At 56.0% G+C, this 14,326-nt stretch carries 14 protein-coding genes and 1 pseudogene; 11 read left to right on the forward strand and 4 right to left on the reverse strand.

What is annotated here, in order from left to right:
* Positions 1-3: 3 nt before the first annotated feature.
* Both ACDI39_RS04070 and intI1 read right to left on the reverse strand, forming a co-directional pair.
* Positions 4-564 (reverse strand): recombinase family protein, encoded by a 561-nt coding sequence (locus tag ACDI39_RS04070; protein WP_010921730.1) that lies wholly within the window; start codon positions 562-564, stop codon positions 4-6.
* Between the two features lie 353 nt (positions 565-917).
* Positions 918-1,931: a class 1 integron integrase IntI1 gene (gene intI1 / locus ACDI39_RS04075; protein WP_000845048.1), complete on the reverse strand. Its 1,014-nt coding sequence runs from the start codon at positions 1,929-1,931 to the stop codon at positions 918-920.
* 156 nt (positions 1,932-2,087) lie between these two features.
* Here intI1 and ACDI39_RS04080 point away from each other — a divergent pair, with 156 nt between their 5' ends.
* The 9 genes and pseudogenes from ACDI39_RS04080 to ACDI39_RS04120 form a co-directional block, all read left to right on the forward strand.
* Positions 2,088-2,888, forward strand: a complete 801-nt coding sequence (locus ACDI39_RS04080) for an oxacillin-hydrolyzing class D beta-lactamase OXA-10 (RefSeq protein ID WP_000846390.1) — start codon at positions 2,088-2,090, stop codon at positions 2,886-2,888.
* A gap of 108 nt (positions 2,889-2,996) precedes the next feature.
* A complete protein-coding gene (gene aadB, locus ACDI39_RS04085; RefSeq protein ID WP_000381802.1) occupies positions 2,997-3,530 on the forward strand; it encodes an aminoglycoside nucleotidyltransferase ANT(2'')-Ia in 534 nt (177 codons plus the stop codon).
* Between the two features lie 68 nt (positions 3,531-3,598).
* A complete protein-coding gene (locus ACDI39_RS04090) occupies positions 3,599-4,399 on the forward strand; it encodes an oxacillin-hydrolyzing class D beta-lactamase OXA-10 (protein WP_000846390.1) in 801 nt (266 codons plus the stop codon).
* Positions 4,400-4,606: 207 nt separating this feature from the next.
* Positions 4,607-4,954 (forward strand): quaternary ammonium compound efflux SMR transporter QacE delta 1, encoded by a 348-nt coding sequence (locus ACDI39_RS04095; protein WP_000679427.1) that lies wholly within the window; start codon positions 4,607-4,609, stop codon positions 4,952-4,954.
* A complete protein-coding gene (gene sul1 / locus ACDI39_RS04100; protein ID WP_000259031.1) occupies positions 4,948-5,787 on the forward strand; it encodes a sulfonamide-resistant dihydropteroate synthase Sul1 in 840 nt (279 codons plus the stop codon). The genes ACDI39_RS04095 and sul1 overlap by 7 nt, the downstream gene beginning before the upstream one ends.
* A 127-nt stretch (positions 5,788-5,914) precedes the next feature.
* Complete coding sequence (locus ACDI39_RS04105; protein WP_000376623.1) at positions 5,915-6,415, forward strand: GNAT family N-acetyltransferase; 501 nt, start codon at positions 5,915-5,917, stop codon at positions 6,413-6,415.
* Between the two features lie 506 nt (positions 6,416-6,921).
* A complete protein-coding gene (locus ACDI39_RS04110; protein ID WP_043936525.1) occupies positions 6,922-7,686 on the forward strand; it encodes an IS6-like element IS6100 family transposase in 765 nt (254 codons plus the stop codon).
* 210 nt (positions 7,687-7,896) lie between these two features.
* Positions 7,897-8,736, forward strand: a complete 840-nt coding sequence (locus ACDI39_RS04115) for an SdiA-regulated domain-containing protein (RefSeq protein WP_228480256.1) — start codon at positions 7,897-7,899, stop codon at positions 8,734-8,736.
* 79 nt (positions 8,737-8,815) lie between these two features.
* Positions 8,816-9,625 (forward strand): annotated as a pseudogene (locus tag ACDI39_RS04120) (Tn3 family transposase); the annotation flags it as partial.
* Positions 9,626-10,325: 700 nt separating this feature from the next.
* Here ACDI39_RS04120 and ACDI39_RS04125 read toward each other — a convergent pair.
* Both ACDI39_RS04125 and ACDI39_RS04130 read right to left on the reverse strand, forming a co-directional pair.
* On the reverse strand, positions 10,326-10,883 hold the full coding sequence (locus ACDI39_RS04125) for a hypothetical protein (RefSeq protein WP_486537728.1): 558 nt from the start codon (positions 10,881-10,883) through the stop codon (positions 10,326-10,328).
* Positions 10,884-11,197: 314 nt separating this feature from the next.
* Complete coding sequence (locus tag ACDI39_RS04130) at positions 11,198-12,109, reverse strand: LysR substrate-binding domain-containing protein (RefSeq protein WP_410045938.1); 912 nt, start codon at positions 12,107-12,109, stop codon at positions 11,198-11,200.
* A gap of 118 nt (positions 12,110-12,227) precedes the next feature.
* On the opposite strand from ACDI39_RS04130, the gene metC reads away from it, so the two are divergent.
* Together metC and ACDI39_RS04140 are read left to right on the forward strand one after the other, a co-directional pair.
* Positions 12,228-13,394, forward strand: coding sequence for a cystathionine beta-lyase (metC, locus tag ACDI39_RS04135; RefSeq protein ID WP_283724210.1), 1,167 nt, complete (start codon positions 12,228-12,230; stop codon positions 13,392-13,394).
* Positions 13,395-13,503: 109 nt separating this feature from the next.
* A complete protein-coding gene (locus ACDI39_RS04140; protein WP_486537731.1) occupies positions 13,504-14,325 on the forward strand; it encodes a transporter substrate-binding domain-containing protein in 822 nt (273 codons plus the stop codon).
* Position 14,326: the final 1 nt, after the last annotated feature.

A 14,326-nucleotide genomic window follows, 5' to 3' on the forward strand; every position in this document is an offset into this window, starting at 1 on the left:
GTGTCAGTCGTCCGTGCGGAGGTACTGGTAGAGGGTTTCCCGGCTGATGTTGAACTCGCGGGCAAGCTGCGCCTTGGGCTCGCCGGCCGTCGCTCGCTGCCGCAGGGTAGCAGCCTGCTCATCGGACAGGGCTTTCTTGCGGCCCCGGTACGCGCCACGCTGCTTGGCCAAGGTGATGCCCTCACGCTGCCGCTCGCGGATCAGGGCGCGCTCGAACTCAGCGAAGGCCCCCATCACCGACAGCATCAGGTTGGCCATCGGCGAGTCCTCGCCAGTGAACACCAGGCCCTCCTTCAGGAACTCGATGCGCACGCCGCGTTGAGTCAGCTTCTGTACCAAGCGACGCAGGTCATCGAGGTTGCGGGCCAGCCGGTCCATGCTGTGCACCACCACTGTATCGCCTTCGCGGACGAAGCTCAGCAGCGCTTCGAGCTGGGGGCGCTGGGTGTCCTTGCCCGATGCCTTGTCGGTGAACACCTTGCTCACCTGTGTCTGTTCCAGCTGGCGTTCCGGGTTCTGGTCGAAGCTGCTGACCCGGACGTAGCCGATGCGGTGCCCCTGCACGATGTCTCCTTGGTTGAAGGCGGCTTAAGTGCTCCTTCTGTTCCGTTGTGCCTCAAACCCCGTTTCTGTCAGGCTGAAATCTATGACCTTCACAGGCATGTGTCAAAAAATGCGAAAGATGACTCTATTCTGACTAAGCGGCGCGGCCCTGTGTCGTTTTCAGAAGACGGCTGCACTGAACGTCAGAAGCCGACTGCACTATAGCAGCGGAGGGGTTGGATCCATCAGGCAACGACGGGCTGCTGCCGGCCATCAGCGGACGCAGGGAGGACTTTCCGCAACCGGCCGTTCGATGCGGCACCGATGGCCTTCGCGCAGGGGTAGTGAATCCGCCAGGATTGACTTGCGCTGCCCTACCTCTCACTAGTGAGGGGCGGCAGCGCATCAAGCGGTGAGCGCACTCCGGCACCGCCAACTTTCAGCACATGCGTGTAAATCATCGTCGTAGAGACGTCGGAATGGCCGAGCAGATCCTGCACGGTTCGAATGTCGTAACCGCTGCGGAGCAAGGCCGTCGCGAACGAGTGGCGGAGGGTGTGCGGTGTGGCGGGCTTCGTGATGCCTGCTTGTTCTACGGCACGTTTGAAGGCGCGCTGAAAGGTCTGGTCATACATGTGATGGCGACGCACGACACCGCTCCGTGGATCGGTCGAATGCGTGTGCTGCGCAAAAACCCAGAACCACGGCCAGGAATGCCCGGCGCGCGGATACTTCCGCTCAAGGGCGTCGGGAAGCGCAACGCCGCTGCGGCCCTCGGCCTGGTCCTTCAGCCACCATGCCCGTGCACGCGACAGCTGCTCGCGCAGGCTGGGTGCCAAGCTCTCGGGTAACATCAAGGCCCGATCCTTGGAGCCCTTGCCCTCCCGCACGATGATCGTGCCGTGATCGAAATCCAGATCCTTGACCCGCAGTTGCAAACCCTCACTGATCCGCATGCCCGTTCCATACAGAAGCTGGGCGAACAAACGATGCTCGCCTTCCAGAAAACCGAGGATGCGAACCACTTCATCCGGGGTCAGCACCACCGGCAAGCGCCGCGACGGCCGAGGTCTTCCGATCTCCTGAAGCCAGGGCAGATCCGTGCACAGCACCTTGCCGTAGAAGAACAGCAAGGCCGCCAATGCCTGACGATGCGTGGAGACCGAAACCTTGCGCTCGTTCGCCAGCCAGGACAGAAATGCCTCGACTTCGCTGCTGCCCAAGGTTGCCGGGTGACGCACACCGTGGAAACGGATGAAGGCACGAACCCAGTGGACATAAGCCTGTTCGGTTCGTAAACTGTAATGCAAGTAGCGTATGCGCTCACGCAACTGGTCCAGAACCTTGACCGAACGCAGCGGTGGTAACGGCGCAGTGGCGGTTTTCATGGCTTGTTATGACTGTTTTTTTGTACAGTCTATGCCTCGGGCATCCAAGCAGCAAGCGCGTTACGCCGTGGGTCGATGTTTGATGTTATGGAGCAGCAACGATGTTACGCAGCAGGGCAGTCGCCCTAAAACAAAGTTAGCCACCAAGAAGGTGCCATGAAAACATTTGCCGCATATGTAATTATCGCGTGTCTTTCGAGTACGGCATTAGCTGGTTCAATTACAGAAAATACGTCTTGGAACAAAGAGTTCTCTGCCGAAGCCGTCAATGGTGTCTTCGTGCTTTGTAAAAGTAGCAGTAAATCCTGCGCTACCAATGACTTAGCTCGTGCATCAAAGGAATATCTTCCAGCATCAACATTTAAGATCCCCAACGCAATTATCGGCCTAGAAACTGGTGTCATAAAGAATGAGCATCAGGTTTTCAAATGGGACGGAAAGCCAAGAGCCATGAAGCAATGGGAAAGAGACTTGACCTTAAGAGGGGCAATACAAGTTTCAGCTGTTCCCGTATTTCAACAAATCGCCAGAGAAGTTGGCGAAGTAAGAATGCAGAAATACCTTAAAAAATTTTCCTATGGCAACCAGAATATCAGTGGTGGCATTGACAAATTCTGGTTGGAAGGCCAGCTTAGAATTTCCGCAGTTAATCAAGTGGAGTTTCTAGAGTCTCTATATTTAAATAAATTGTCAGCATCTAAAGAAAACCAGCTAATAGTAAAAGAGGCTTTGGTAACGGAGGCGGCACCTGAATATCTAGTGCATTCAAAAACTGGTTTTTCTGGTGTGGGAACTGAGTCAAATCCTGGTGTCGCATGGTGGGTTGGGTGGGTTGAGAAGGAGACAGAGGTTTACTTTTTCGCCTTTAACATGGATATAGACAACGAAAGTAAGTTGCCGCTAAGAAAATCCATTCCCACCAAAATCATGGAAAGTGAGGGCATCATTGGTGGCTAACAAGTCGCTCAAGGTCGCTCCCTGCGGTCGCTGGACAGTCCCAGTCGGCGCATGCTTCGCATTTTATGCGCCGCCTGTGCCTGCCCCTTAGCTCCAACGTTAGGCCGCATGGACACAACGCAGGTCACATTGATACACAAAATTCTAGCTGCGGCAGATGAGCGAAATCTGCCGCTCTGGATCGGTGGGGGCTGGGCGATCGATGCACGGCTAGGGCGTGTAACACGCAAGCACGATGATATTGATCTGACGTTTCCCGGCGAGAGGCGCGGCGAGCTCGAGGCAATAGTTGAAATGCTCGGCGGGCGCGTCATGGAGGAGTTGGACTATGGATTCTTAGCGGAGATCGGGGATGAGTTACTTGACTGCGAACCTGCTTGGTGGGCAGACGAAGCGTATGAAATCGCGGAGGCTCCGCAGGGCTCGTGCCCAGAGGCGGCTGAGGGCGTCATCGCCGGGCGGCCAGTCCGTTGTAACAGCTGGGAGGCGATCATCTGGGATTACTTTTACTATGCCGATGAAGTACCACCAGTGGACTGGCCTACAAAGCACATAGAGTCCTACAGGCTCGCATGCACCTCACTCGGGGCGGAAAAGGTTGAGGTCTTGCGTGCCGCTTTCAGGTCGCGATATGCGGCCTAACAATTCGTCCAAGCCGACGCCGCTTCGCGGCGCGGCTTAACTCAGGTGTTAGCCACCAAGAAGGTGCCATGAAAACATTTGCCGCATATGTAATTATCGCGTGTCTTTCGAGTACGGCATTAGCTGGTTCAATTACAGAAAATACGTCTTGGAACAAAGAGTTCTCTGCCGAAGCCGTCAATGGTGTCTTCGTGCTTTGTAAAAGTAGCAGTAAATCCTGCGCTACCAATGACTTAGCTCGTGCATCAAAGGAATATCTTCCAGCATCAACATTTAAGATCCCCAACGCAATTATCGGCCTAGAAACTGGTGTCATAAAGAATGAGCATCAGGTTTTCAAATGGGACGGAAAGCCAAGAGCCATGAAGCAATGGGAAAGAGACTTGACCTTAAGAGGGGCAATACAAGTTTCAGCTGTTCCCGTATTTCAACAAATCGCCAGAGAAGTTGGCGAAGTAAGAATGCAGAAATACCTTAAAAAATTTTCCTATGGCAACCAGAATATCAGTGGTGGCATTGACAAATTCTGGTTGGAAGGCCAGCTTAGAATTTCCGCAGTTAATCAAGTGGAGTTTCTAGAGTCTCTATATTTAAATAAATTGTCAGCATCTAAAGAAAACCAGCTAATAGTAAAAGAGGCTTTGGTAACGGAGGCGGCACCTGAATATCTAGTGCATTCAAAAACTGGTTTTTCTGGTGTGGGAACTGAGTCAAATCCTGGTGTCGCATGGTGGGTTGGGTGGGTTGAGAAGGAGACAGAGGTTTACTTTTTCGCCTTTAACATGGATATAGACAACGAAAGTAAGTTGCCGCTAAGAAAATCCATTCCCACCAAAATCATGGAAAGTGAGGGCATCATTGGTGGCTAACAAGTCGCTCAAGGTCGCTCCCTGCGGTCGCTGGACAGTCCCAGTCGGCGCATGCTTCGCATTTTATGCGCCGCCTGTGCCTGCCCCTTAGCTCCAACGTTAGATGCACTAAGCACATAATTGCTCACAGCCAAACTATCAGGTCAAGTCTGCTTTTATTATTTTTAAGCGTGCATAATAAGCCCTACACAAATTGGGAGATATATCATGAAAGGCTGGCTTTTTCTTGTTATCGCAATAGTTGGCGAAGTAATCGCAACATCCGCATTAAAATCTAGCGAGGGCTTTACTAAGCTTGCCCCTTCCGCCGTTGTCATAATCGGTTATGGCATCGCATTTTATTTTCTTTCTCTGGTTCTGAAATCCATCCCTGTCGGTGTTGCTTATGCAGTCTGGTCGGGACTCGGCGTCGTCATAATTACAGCCATTGCCTGGTTGCTTCATGGGCAAAAGCTTGATGCGTGGGGCTTTGTAGGTATGGGGCTCATAATTGCTGCCTTTTTGCTCGCCCGATCCCCATCGTGGAAGTCGCTGCGGAGGCCGACGCCATGGTGACGGTGTTCGGCATTCTGAATCTCACCGAGGACTCCTTCTTCGATGAGAGCCGGCGGCTAGACCCCGCCGGCGCTGTCACCGCGGCGATCGAAATGCTGCGAGTCGGATCAGACGTCGTGGATGTCGGACCGGCCGCCAGCCATCCGGACGCGAGGCCTGTATCGCCGGCCGATGAGATCAGACGTATTGCGCCGCTCTTAGACGCCCTGTCCGATCAGATGCACCGTGTTTCAATCGACAGCTTCCAACCGGAAACCCAGCGCTATGCGCTCAAGCGCGGCGTGGGCTACCTGAACGATATCCAAGGATTTCCTGACCCTGCGCTCTATCCCGATATTGCTGAGGCGGACTGCAGGCTGGTGGTTATGCACTCAGCGCAGCGGGATGGCATCGCCACCCGCACCGGTCACCTTCGACCCGAAGACGCGCTCGACGAGATTGTGCGGTTCTTCGAGGCGCGGGTTTCCGCCTTGCGACGGAGCGGGGTCGCTGCCGACCGGCTCATCCTCGATCCGGGGATGGGATTTTTCTTGAGCCCCGCACCGGAAACATCGCTGCACGTGCTGTCGAACCTTCAAAAGCTGAAGTCGGCGTTGGGGCTTCCGCTATTGGTCTCGGTGTCGCGGAAATCCTTCTTGGGCGCCACCGTTGGCCTTCCTGTAAAGGATCTGGGTCCAGCGAGCCTTGCGGCGGAACTTCACGCGATCGGCAATGGCGCTGACTACGTCCGCACCCACGCGCCTGGAGATCTGCGAAGCGCAATCACCTTCTCGGAAACCCTCGCGAAATTTCGCAGTCGCGACGCCAGAGACCGAGGGTTAGATCATGCCTAGCATTCACCTTCCGGCCGCCCGCTAGCGGACCCTGGTCAGGTTCCGCGAAGGTGGGCGCAGACATGCTGGGCTCGTCAGGATCAAACTGCACTATGAGGCGGCGGTTCATACCGCGCCAGGGGAGCGAATGGACAGCGAGGAGCCTCCGAACGTTCGGGTCGCCTGCTCGGGTGATATCGACGAGGTTGTGCGGCTGATGCACGACGCTGCGGCGTGGATGTCCGCCAAGGGAACGCCCGCCTGGGACGTCGCGCGGATCGACCGGACATTCGCGGAGACCTTCGTCCTGAGATCCGAGCTCCTAGTCGCGAGTTGCAGCGACGGCATCGTCGGCTGTTGCACCTTGTCGGCCGAGGATCCCGAGTTCTGGCCCGACGCCCTCAAGGGGGAGGCCGCATATCTGCACAAGCTCGCGGTGCGACGGACACATGCGGGCCGGGGTGTCAGCTCCGCGCTGATCGAGGCTTGCCGCCATGCCGCGCGAACGCAGGGGTGCGCCAAGCTGCGGCTCGACTGCCACCCGAACCTGCGTGGCCTATACGAGCGGCTCGGATTCACCCACGTCGACACTTTCAATCCCGGCTGGGATCCAACCTTCATCGCAGAACGCCTAGAACTCGAAATCTAACGTCCGTTCGGGCATCGAGGTCCATGTCGGGGTGGGACGGGCCCGTGGCTTCAAGATCACTTGCAGTCCGACCGCGATGTCTTGGTTGCGCGAGAGGTTGTCGATATCCTCCACTTCCATCATCAACCCTGGATAATGCCGCCGCCGTCATCGCCGCCGACGCCCGTGCCGGGCTTTTCGGGCCTGTCAGGCTTGCTCGGCCTTCAGCCTGCCTGGGCGAGATCTCCGGCGGACGGATTAACGGCGGAGCTTCGCCGCCTTTCGTGCGTGTGAAGGCCGAAGATAGTTCTCTCAAAAACATCCGTTTATGAGAGATACCAAATGTCATTTTCAGAAGACGACTGCACCAGTTGATTGGGCGTAATGGCTGTTGTGCAGCCAGCTCCTGACAGTTCAATATCAGAAGTGATCTGCACCAATCTCGACTATGCTCAATACTCGTGTGGGCTCTGTTGCAAAAATCGTGAAGCTTGAGCATGCTTGGCGGAGATTGGACGGACGGAACGATGACGGATTTCAAGTGGCGCCATTTCCAGGGTGATGTGATCCTGTGGGCGGTGCGCTGGTATTGTCGCTATCCGATCAGCTATCGCGACCTTGAGGAAATGCTGGCGGAACGCGGCATTTCGGTCGACCATACGACGATCTATCGCTGGGTCCAGTGCTACGCCCCGGAGATGGAGAAGCGGCTGCGCTGGTTCTGGCGGCGTGGCTTTGATCCGAGCTGGCGCCTGGATGAAACCTACGTCAAGGTGCGGGGCAAGTGGACCTACCTGTACCGGGCAGTCGACAAGCGGGGCGACACGATCGATTTCTACCTGTCGCCGACCCGCAGCGCCAAGGCAGCGAAGCGGTTCCTGGGCAAGGCCCTGCGAGGCCTGAAGCACCGGGAAAAGCCTGCCACGCTCAATACCGACAAAGCGCCGAGCTATGGTGCAGCGATCACCGAATTGAAGCGCGAAGGAAAGCTGGACCGGGAGACGGCCCACCGGCAGGTGAAGTATCTCAATAACGTGATCGAGGCCGATCACGGAAAGCTCAAGATACTGATCAAGCCGGTGCGCGGTTTCAAATCGATCCCCACGGCCTATGCCACGATCAAGGGATTCGAAGTCATGCGAGCCCTGCGCAAAGGACAGGCTCGCCCCTGGTGCCTGCAGCCCGGCATCAGGGGCGAGGTGCGCCTTGTGGAGAGAGCTTTTGGCATTGGGCCCTCGGCGCTGACGGAGGCCATGGGCATGCTCAACCACCATTTCGCAGCAGCCGCCTGATCGGCGCAGAGCGACAGCCTACCTCTGACTGCCGCCAATCTTTGCAACAGAGCCTCCGTCGCCATGCTCACCTCGCTTTGGTGCACACGAGTATTGAGCATAGTCGAGATTGGTGCAGATCACTTCTGATATTGAACTGTCAGGAGCTGGCTGCACAACAGCCATTACGCCCAATCAACTGGTGCAGTCGTCTTCTGAAAATGACATCGTCTGTACTTTTGGATCAAGACCCACTGGCACACAGACGATTGGCAGGAGCGCTCTGTGTGGCTGCCTGGCTATCGGGTTGAGCTGGATGCTAAGGCGGTTCCCGGTGTGGACAACAACCTTTCGGGCCTGACCTTCGATCCTGACCTAAATCTGCTGTGGGCGGTTACCAATGGCCCGAACGAGCTGCTGGCCCTCAGTCGTGACGGTGACGTGGAGCGACGTTACAGCCTGGATGGCTTCCACGACGTGGAAGCGGTGTCCTATGCCGGCAACGGTCAACTGGTCATTGCCGAAGAGCGGCGGCAGAGCCTGGTTATCGTGGATATCCCCATCGACGAATACGGTAAGCTTTCTCCTGATCGACCATTGAGCCTAGACCAGTATTCAGCGCTAACCTTGGCGCTTGGCAAGGAGGACAACAAAGGCCTTGAAGGGCTCGCCTACGACCTAAAAGGTGATCGTTTGTTTGTGACCAAGGAGCGTGACCCCCGGCAATTACTGGAAGTGAGCGGCCTTCGTGCCAGCCTGGAAGGAGGCGTTTCCCTGCACGTCCGCGACATGTCCAACCTAGTAAAAGACAAGGTGTTTGCCACTGACTTGTCTTCGGTTGTATTCGATCAACAGAGCGGCCATCTGATCCTGCTCAGCGACGAGTCGAAACTGCTGATTGAAATGACCGACGAGGGCAAGGTGGTGAGTTTCCGCTCCTTGGCGAGGGGGTTTGCTGGTTTGCTGAAAGGTATACCCCAAGCCGAAGGCGTAACCATCGACGATGAAGGGTATTTGTACGTGGTCAGCGAGCCGAACTTGTTCTATCGCTTTACCCGCGAGACAGATTGACCAGTCAACAAGCTACAGTCAGGCGTGGCCGGGACGCTTGAACTGTTAGCGTACGATTTTTTCCGAATTCTGCGGGCTCCCCACCAAGGTCGTGAACGTCGGCGTGCGCGATTCGACCTACGTGCTCGACGGCCTGCTGTACCACGAGTCCGACTTGCGGATCGAGGAGCATTACACCGACACGGCGGGCTTCACCGATCACGTCTTCGCCCTGATGCACCTCCTGGGCTTCCGCTTCGCGCCGCGCATCCGCGACCTGGGCGACACCAAGCTCTACATCCCGAAGGGCGACGCCGCCTATGACGCGCTGAAACCCATGATCGGCGGCACGCTCAACATCAAGCACGTCCGCGCCCATTGGGACGAAATCCTGCGGCTGGCCACCTCGATCAAGCAGGGCACGGTGACGGCCTCCCTGATGCTCCGAAAGCTCGGCAGCTACCCACGCCAGAACGGCCTGGCCGTGGCGCTCCGCGAGCTAGGCCGCATCGAGCGCACGCTGTTCATCCTGGACTGGCTGCAAAGCGTGGAACTGCGCCGCCGCGTGCATGCCGGCCTGAACAAGGGCGAGGCGCGCAATGCGCTGGCCAGGGCAGTGTTTTTCAACCGCCTGGGTGAAATCCGCGACCGCAGTTTCGAGCAGCAGCGCTACCGGGCTAGCGGCCTCAATCTGGTAACGGCTGCCGTCGTGTTGTGGAACACGGTCTATCTGGAACGGGCTGCGCACGCGCTGCGTGGCAACGGCCATGCCGTTGATGACGCGCTGTTGCAGTACCTGTCGCCGCTCGGTTGGGAGCACATCAACCTCACCGGCGATTACCTCTGGCGCAGCAGCGCCAAGATCGGCGCGGGCAAGTTCAGGCCGCTACGACCGCTGCAACCGGCTTAGCGTGCTTTATTTTCCGTTTTCTGAGGCGACCCCTAGTGGCCTCTCGGCAAAACCAGCCTGTCGTAGAGCTTGTCCATAACATCCCCCTGAACAATGCGTGCCATAGGTTTTGGGCATATGGGCCAATCATTGCTCCCAGCATTGTTGTCGTACTGGCCAGCCTCATTCTCTCACAGCCGGTCCAAACCAGTGCCCAGACGAGGATGCCAGGCTGCTAACGGCTAGCGGGGGCGCAATACCCAGACGTGCGAAACAAGTCTGACAGGGAGGGGAAGCCTCAAGTCACAGGGAGCAGCCTAGCTGCCGCTCTAGGACGGTCTTTATAGTCAATTATAGAGTGATTATAGAATCATTCATTCCGGCTGCCTGATTTGCCGCGACCGGTTCAACTGAAGGATCTTCTGAGGTTGTTAATCGACCTCATTCCTAAGCATCAGGGAACTGTTTGTTCCTACACCTGTAACCCACGTCGGCACCAACCATGTTTTCCTCGCCGTGTAGCAGCGATCGACCTGGGTGACACACGTCAGAATCGCCGCATCGCGATACCCATGTGGTTTTTTAAAATTGTGATATTAATCATATGGATAGAGGGGAAGTGAGTGAATTTTCCCCTTATCTCGGCATGACCCCTACAGGGTTCAGCCTGTAGGGCTTTTTCACTATTCTGTCCCCGTCCGATGTGGGTTGCCACATTAGTTTATGCTTGGCGACGGCCGAGGGTACGATCTGAACCACCTTCGGCGACTTTGAAGCCCGGGGTGCGATCCGAGCCGCCTTCAGCGACTTTGAAACCTGGGGTGCGATCCGAGCCACCTTCGGCAACCTTGATGCCTGGGGTGCGATCCGAGCCACCTTCAGCGACTTTGAAACCTGGGGTGCGATCCGAGCCACCTTCGGCAACCTTGATGCCTGGGGTGCGATCCGAGCCACCTTCAGCAACCTTGAAGCCCGGGGTGCGATCCGAGCCGCCTTCGGCGACTTTGAAGCCCGGGGTGCGATCCGAGCCGCCTTCAGCGACTTTGAAACCTGGGGTGCGATCCGAGCCGCCTTCAGCGACTTTGAAACCTGGGGTGCGATCCGAGCCGCCTTCAGCGACTTTGAAGCCTGGAGTGCGATCCGAGCCGTCTTCAGCGACAGTCTGCTGCTCTTTGGCAGTTTGGGAGTAGACTCGAACTTCTTGGTTGCTCGGTACAGCGAATGCGGTGGCGCTCAGAGCGAAGGTAACAGCAGCGATAAGTTGGCTAATGGTTTTCATGGCGGTGACTCCGGTCGTAATCAAGGATTTAGGGCCGGGTCGTTCAGATCAGCATCGTCTGGTTAACCCGTTGCAGGTGTGTTTCTGCATGGGTTCAGACTACGGCTCGGTGCGGTACTGAAGTTAGTCGAGTACTGCTCTCGATTTGCCTGATTCTGCTTGCTGTTAATGGCATCCTGGGCATGACTAACGATTCGCAAGGCGTCTGACACAGCTTCATGCACAGGTTCGAGAGCAGGTCTCAACGCTTCCACCAGGCGACGCCGTTCCTGCGGGGTTGTATGCAGTAGAACACCGCAAAATCCTGCTTACACTTACCCAAGCTTGGTTCTGAGCTGCTTCAGGTCTTTTTCAAGGCGGATTCTCAGAACGCGTATGAACTGCCGTGCGTTCTCGGGTAAAGGTTTACCAGGGCGGAATACCAAAAGGCTGGCAAAATGGACATCAATACTGAAGGGTTTGACAACAAGCCCTCGATCAAGGAAGTCGCGCGCCGCCACCGGGTTCACAAACCCCACCCCTAGGCCAAGCATGGCCAGCTCACACAGGGTGTGGGCGTACGGTGTTTCGACCCGAATTTTCAATTCAACGCCCTCCTCCCGCATCGCTGCCTCCAATCGGTGACGGCTGCTGTCCTCGGGATTCAATGCAAGGAAATCCACATCACCTAGGTCACGAGGCGTGATAATCGATTGCTTAGCCAGTGGATGGCTGGCGTGCATGACAATCACACCATTGCTATCGAGAAACGCTGAGTGCTCAAGCCCAGCGACAGGCATCTCATCAGCCATCAGTCCAAAATCACATTGCCCGGAAGATACTTGTTGGTGCACCTCTTTCGAACTCAATACTCGCAACGACACCTGCATGTCGCGCTTGGCGAGGTCTAGATCCGCCAGCACCCGGGGAAGAAACGACACGCCAAGCGCCGGGTGCACGGCAATGTTCAAACGCCCTATGCCCAGATCGCGAAGGCTTTTCAGTCGATGCTCGATGGCTTCAAAGCCCATGAAGAAGCGATCTACGTCCGCCATCAGCGCAACCGCTTCTTGGGTGGGTACCAGTCTGCTGCGAGAGCGTACAAACAGCTGTAGCCCCGCACTGACCTCCAGCTTCCTAATCGCCTGGCTGACTGCCGGTTGCGATACACCCAGCATCGTTGCTGCTTTACTGGTCGTGCCGGAGGTCATTACGGCGCGAAACATTTCAATTTCTCGAATGCCCATGAAGTCTCTCTAAGCTATAACCTGAACTTATAGAGTAAATAATTCACCGTCTTGCTCGCAAGATTTTCATACCCCTAGAATCAGGCCATAACCAACTGCCTCTGGGGGCACCTTCACAATGAGCTTCACCGATCACGCGGACAACCCCTTTGCCAGCTTGTCACCTGCTGTATGGCGCGGTTCGACCGTAGTTTTTGATACCTTCGAAGATTTTGTCGCGCGCAAATCTCGTCAGCCTGATGGCTACAGCTACGGTATTACCGGCACACCAACAGCACGGAGCCTGGAGCACAGGATTGCGCAACTGGAAGGCGCCAGTCACTGCGTGGTTACTCCATCTGGTGCATCTGCCCTTATCACTGCCGTGATGGGGTTCGTGCGTAGCGGTGATCACATCTTGATCTCAGATGCTTGCTATGGTGCCTTAAAAACCTTCGCTCGAAACTGGCTGGCGAATTTAGGTGTAGAGGTGGAGTTCTACCCTCCCACTATCGACTCCAATATTGAGCGCTTGATTAAACCAAGCACAAAGATGATCTGTCTGGAGGCGCCAGGCACAATCACGATGGAAATGCAGGACATCGTCGGTATTGCGGCGGTCGCCAAACGTCATGGTGTCATGACCATGATGGACAACACTTGGGCAAGCCCGCTGTATTTCCGCCCCCTTGAGCATGGTATCGACCTATCGGTTGAAGCGGTCACCAAAGTATTTGGTGGTCACTCGGATGTGCTCATGGGCAGTATCAGTATGCTCAACACGTCGTACTACGAGTGCTTGCGTGAGACTCAAAGTATTCTCGGCCAGGCGGTCAGCCCCGATGATTGTTTTCTGGTCATGCGAGGAATGGACACGCTTCAGGTACGGATGAAGGAGCAGAGCAAAAACACGTTAAAAGTTGCCCGCTGGCTGGATGCCCACCCCATGGTTGGCGAGGTGATGTTCCCCGCACTGGAGTCCAATGCTGGGTTTGCGCTATGGAAGAAACAGTTTGAAGGCAATGGCTGCCTGTTCTCGTTCATTCTCCAGCCAGCTCGTGAGGCGGCCTTCAGTGCTTTCTTCAATGCGCTCCGGCATTTCCCAATAGGCGCAAGCTGGGGAGGGACGCACAGTCTAGTTGCTTACTACCCTGCCAGTCAGCAGCAGGCGCGCCAATACCCGCCTACCAACCAGCCAATCGTTCGGGTTTCCATAGGTCTTGAAGACCCAGAGGTGCTGATCGGCGATCTCGACAATGCATTGAAGTGCTACGAACAAGCCCGTCTTGAGCACGCAATCGTGTAACACCCACGGGGTAGGTGAAGCGCAAGATTTCGCCGCCCTTTTCCTTCGAAGTGCTGCCGCCTTTCGCCGCCCAATCTTGGGGCGGTGATCAATAAATTAAGGATGGATTATGAAAACAATCACCGGCATTCGATTTGCAATTTCTTTGCTCGCATTGGCAACCCTGGGCGTCAATTCCGTAAGCGCGGATGACTCTCTGCAGCGTATCAAGGAGGCTGGCGAGATTCGTATTGCCAACACACAGACCAGTCCCCCCTGGAGCTTCATCGACGCGGAAAACAAACCGTCAGGTTACGACGTGGCCATGGCGAAGGAAGTGGCCAAGCGTATCGGTGTCCCAAAAGTCGTTTTCATTGCCGATACCTACAAAAACTTCGTAGAAGGCCTCAAAGCTGACAAGTACGACTTGGTGATGAACGATCTCACTCCCACTAAAGAGCGGGCGCTGCAAGTCGATTTCTCCGATCCATACGGCGTGGAAGAGTTTCGTATTTTCCTCCTCGCCAAGAACACCGATATCCATGAGCGAGCAGATCTGGCCGGTAAATCAGTGGGGGTTACGGCGGGCTCCAGTAATGAGTCGTGGTCTCATAAGAATCTGACCCAGTCGGTTATTCGCACTTATGACAACGGCGGGCTGGTGTTCAATGACCTGGCCAACGGTCGCGTCGACGTGGTGATCGCGTCGTGGTTCAGCGGTGAAAACTACCGTGTGGTCAACAAGCTGCCGTTGAAGGCAGTAGGCGCCCCCCTCACCTACCAGGTGTCTGCCGCGGCAATGCGCAAGGGCAGCGAAAGTCTGAAAACAGCGGTCAACAAGGCGATTAGTGAAATGATTGCCGATGGCACCGTGGAAGCCTACTCCAAGCATTACGTTGGTGCGGACTACCAAATGCTCTCGGGTATCAAGAAAGCCCTGGCTGAGGAGTGAT

This window comes from Pseudomonas sp. Tun-23181 (assembly GCF_057415455.1).

Excerpts from the sequence above, each read along its gene's own strand:
- ACDI39_RS04080 (WP_000846390.1), top strand. The coding sequence starts at position 2,088 with ATGAAAACATTTGCCGCATATGTAATTATCGCGTGTCTTTCGAGTACG.
- ACDI39_RS04125 (WP_486537728.1), bottom strand. The coding sequence starts at position 10,883 with ATGAAAACCATTAGCCAACTTATCGCTGCTGTTACCTTCGCTCTGAGC.
- ACDI39_RS04090 (WP_000846390.1), top strand. The coding sequence starts at position 3,599 with ATGAAAACATTTGCCGCATATGTAATTATCGCGTGTCTTTCGAGTACG.
- intI1 (WP_000845048.1), bottom strand. The coding sequence starts at position 1,931 with ATGAAAACCGCCACTGCGCCGTTACCACCGCTGCGTTCGGTCAAGGTT.
- sul1 (WP_000259031.1), top strand. The coding sequence starts at position 4,948 with ATGGTGACGGTGTTCGGCATTCTGAATCTCACCGAGGACTCCTTCTTC.
- aadB (WP_000381802.1), top strand. The coding sequence starts at position 2,997 with ATGGACACAACGCAGGTCACATTGATACACAAAATTCTAGCTGCGGCA.
- metC (WP_283724210.1), top strand. The coding sequence starts at position 12,228 with ATGAGCTTCACCGATCACGCGGACAACCCCTTTGCCAGCTTGTCACCT.
- ACDI39_RS04110 (WP_043936525.1), top strand. The coding sequence starts at position 6,922 with ATGACGGATTTCAAGTGGCGCCATTTCCAGGGTGATGTGATCCTGTGG.
- ACDI39_RS04140 (WP_486537731.1), top strand. The coding sequence starts at position 13,504 with ATGAAAACAATCACCGGCATTCGATTTGCAATTTCTTTGCTCGCATTG.
- ACDI39_RS04105 (WP_000376623.1), top strand. The coding sequence starts at position 5,915 with ATGGACAGCGAGGAGCCTCCGAACGTTCGGGTCGCCTGCTCGGGTGAT.
- ACDI39_RS04130 (WP_410045938.1), bottom strand. The coding sequence starts at position 12,109 with ATGGGCATTCGAGAAATTGAAATGTTTCGCGCCGTAATGACCTCCGGC.
- ACDI39_RS04095 (WP_000679427.1), top strand. The coding sequence starts at position 4,607 with ATGAAAGGCTGGCTTTTTCTTGTTATCGCAATAGTTGGCGAAGTAATC.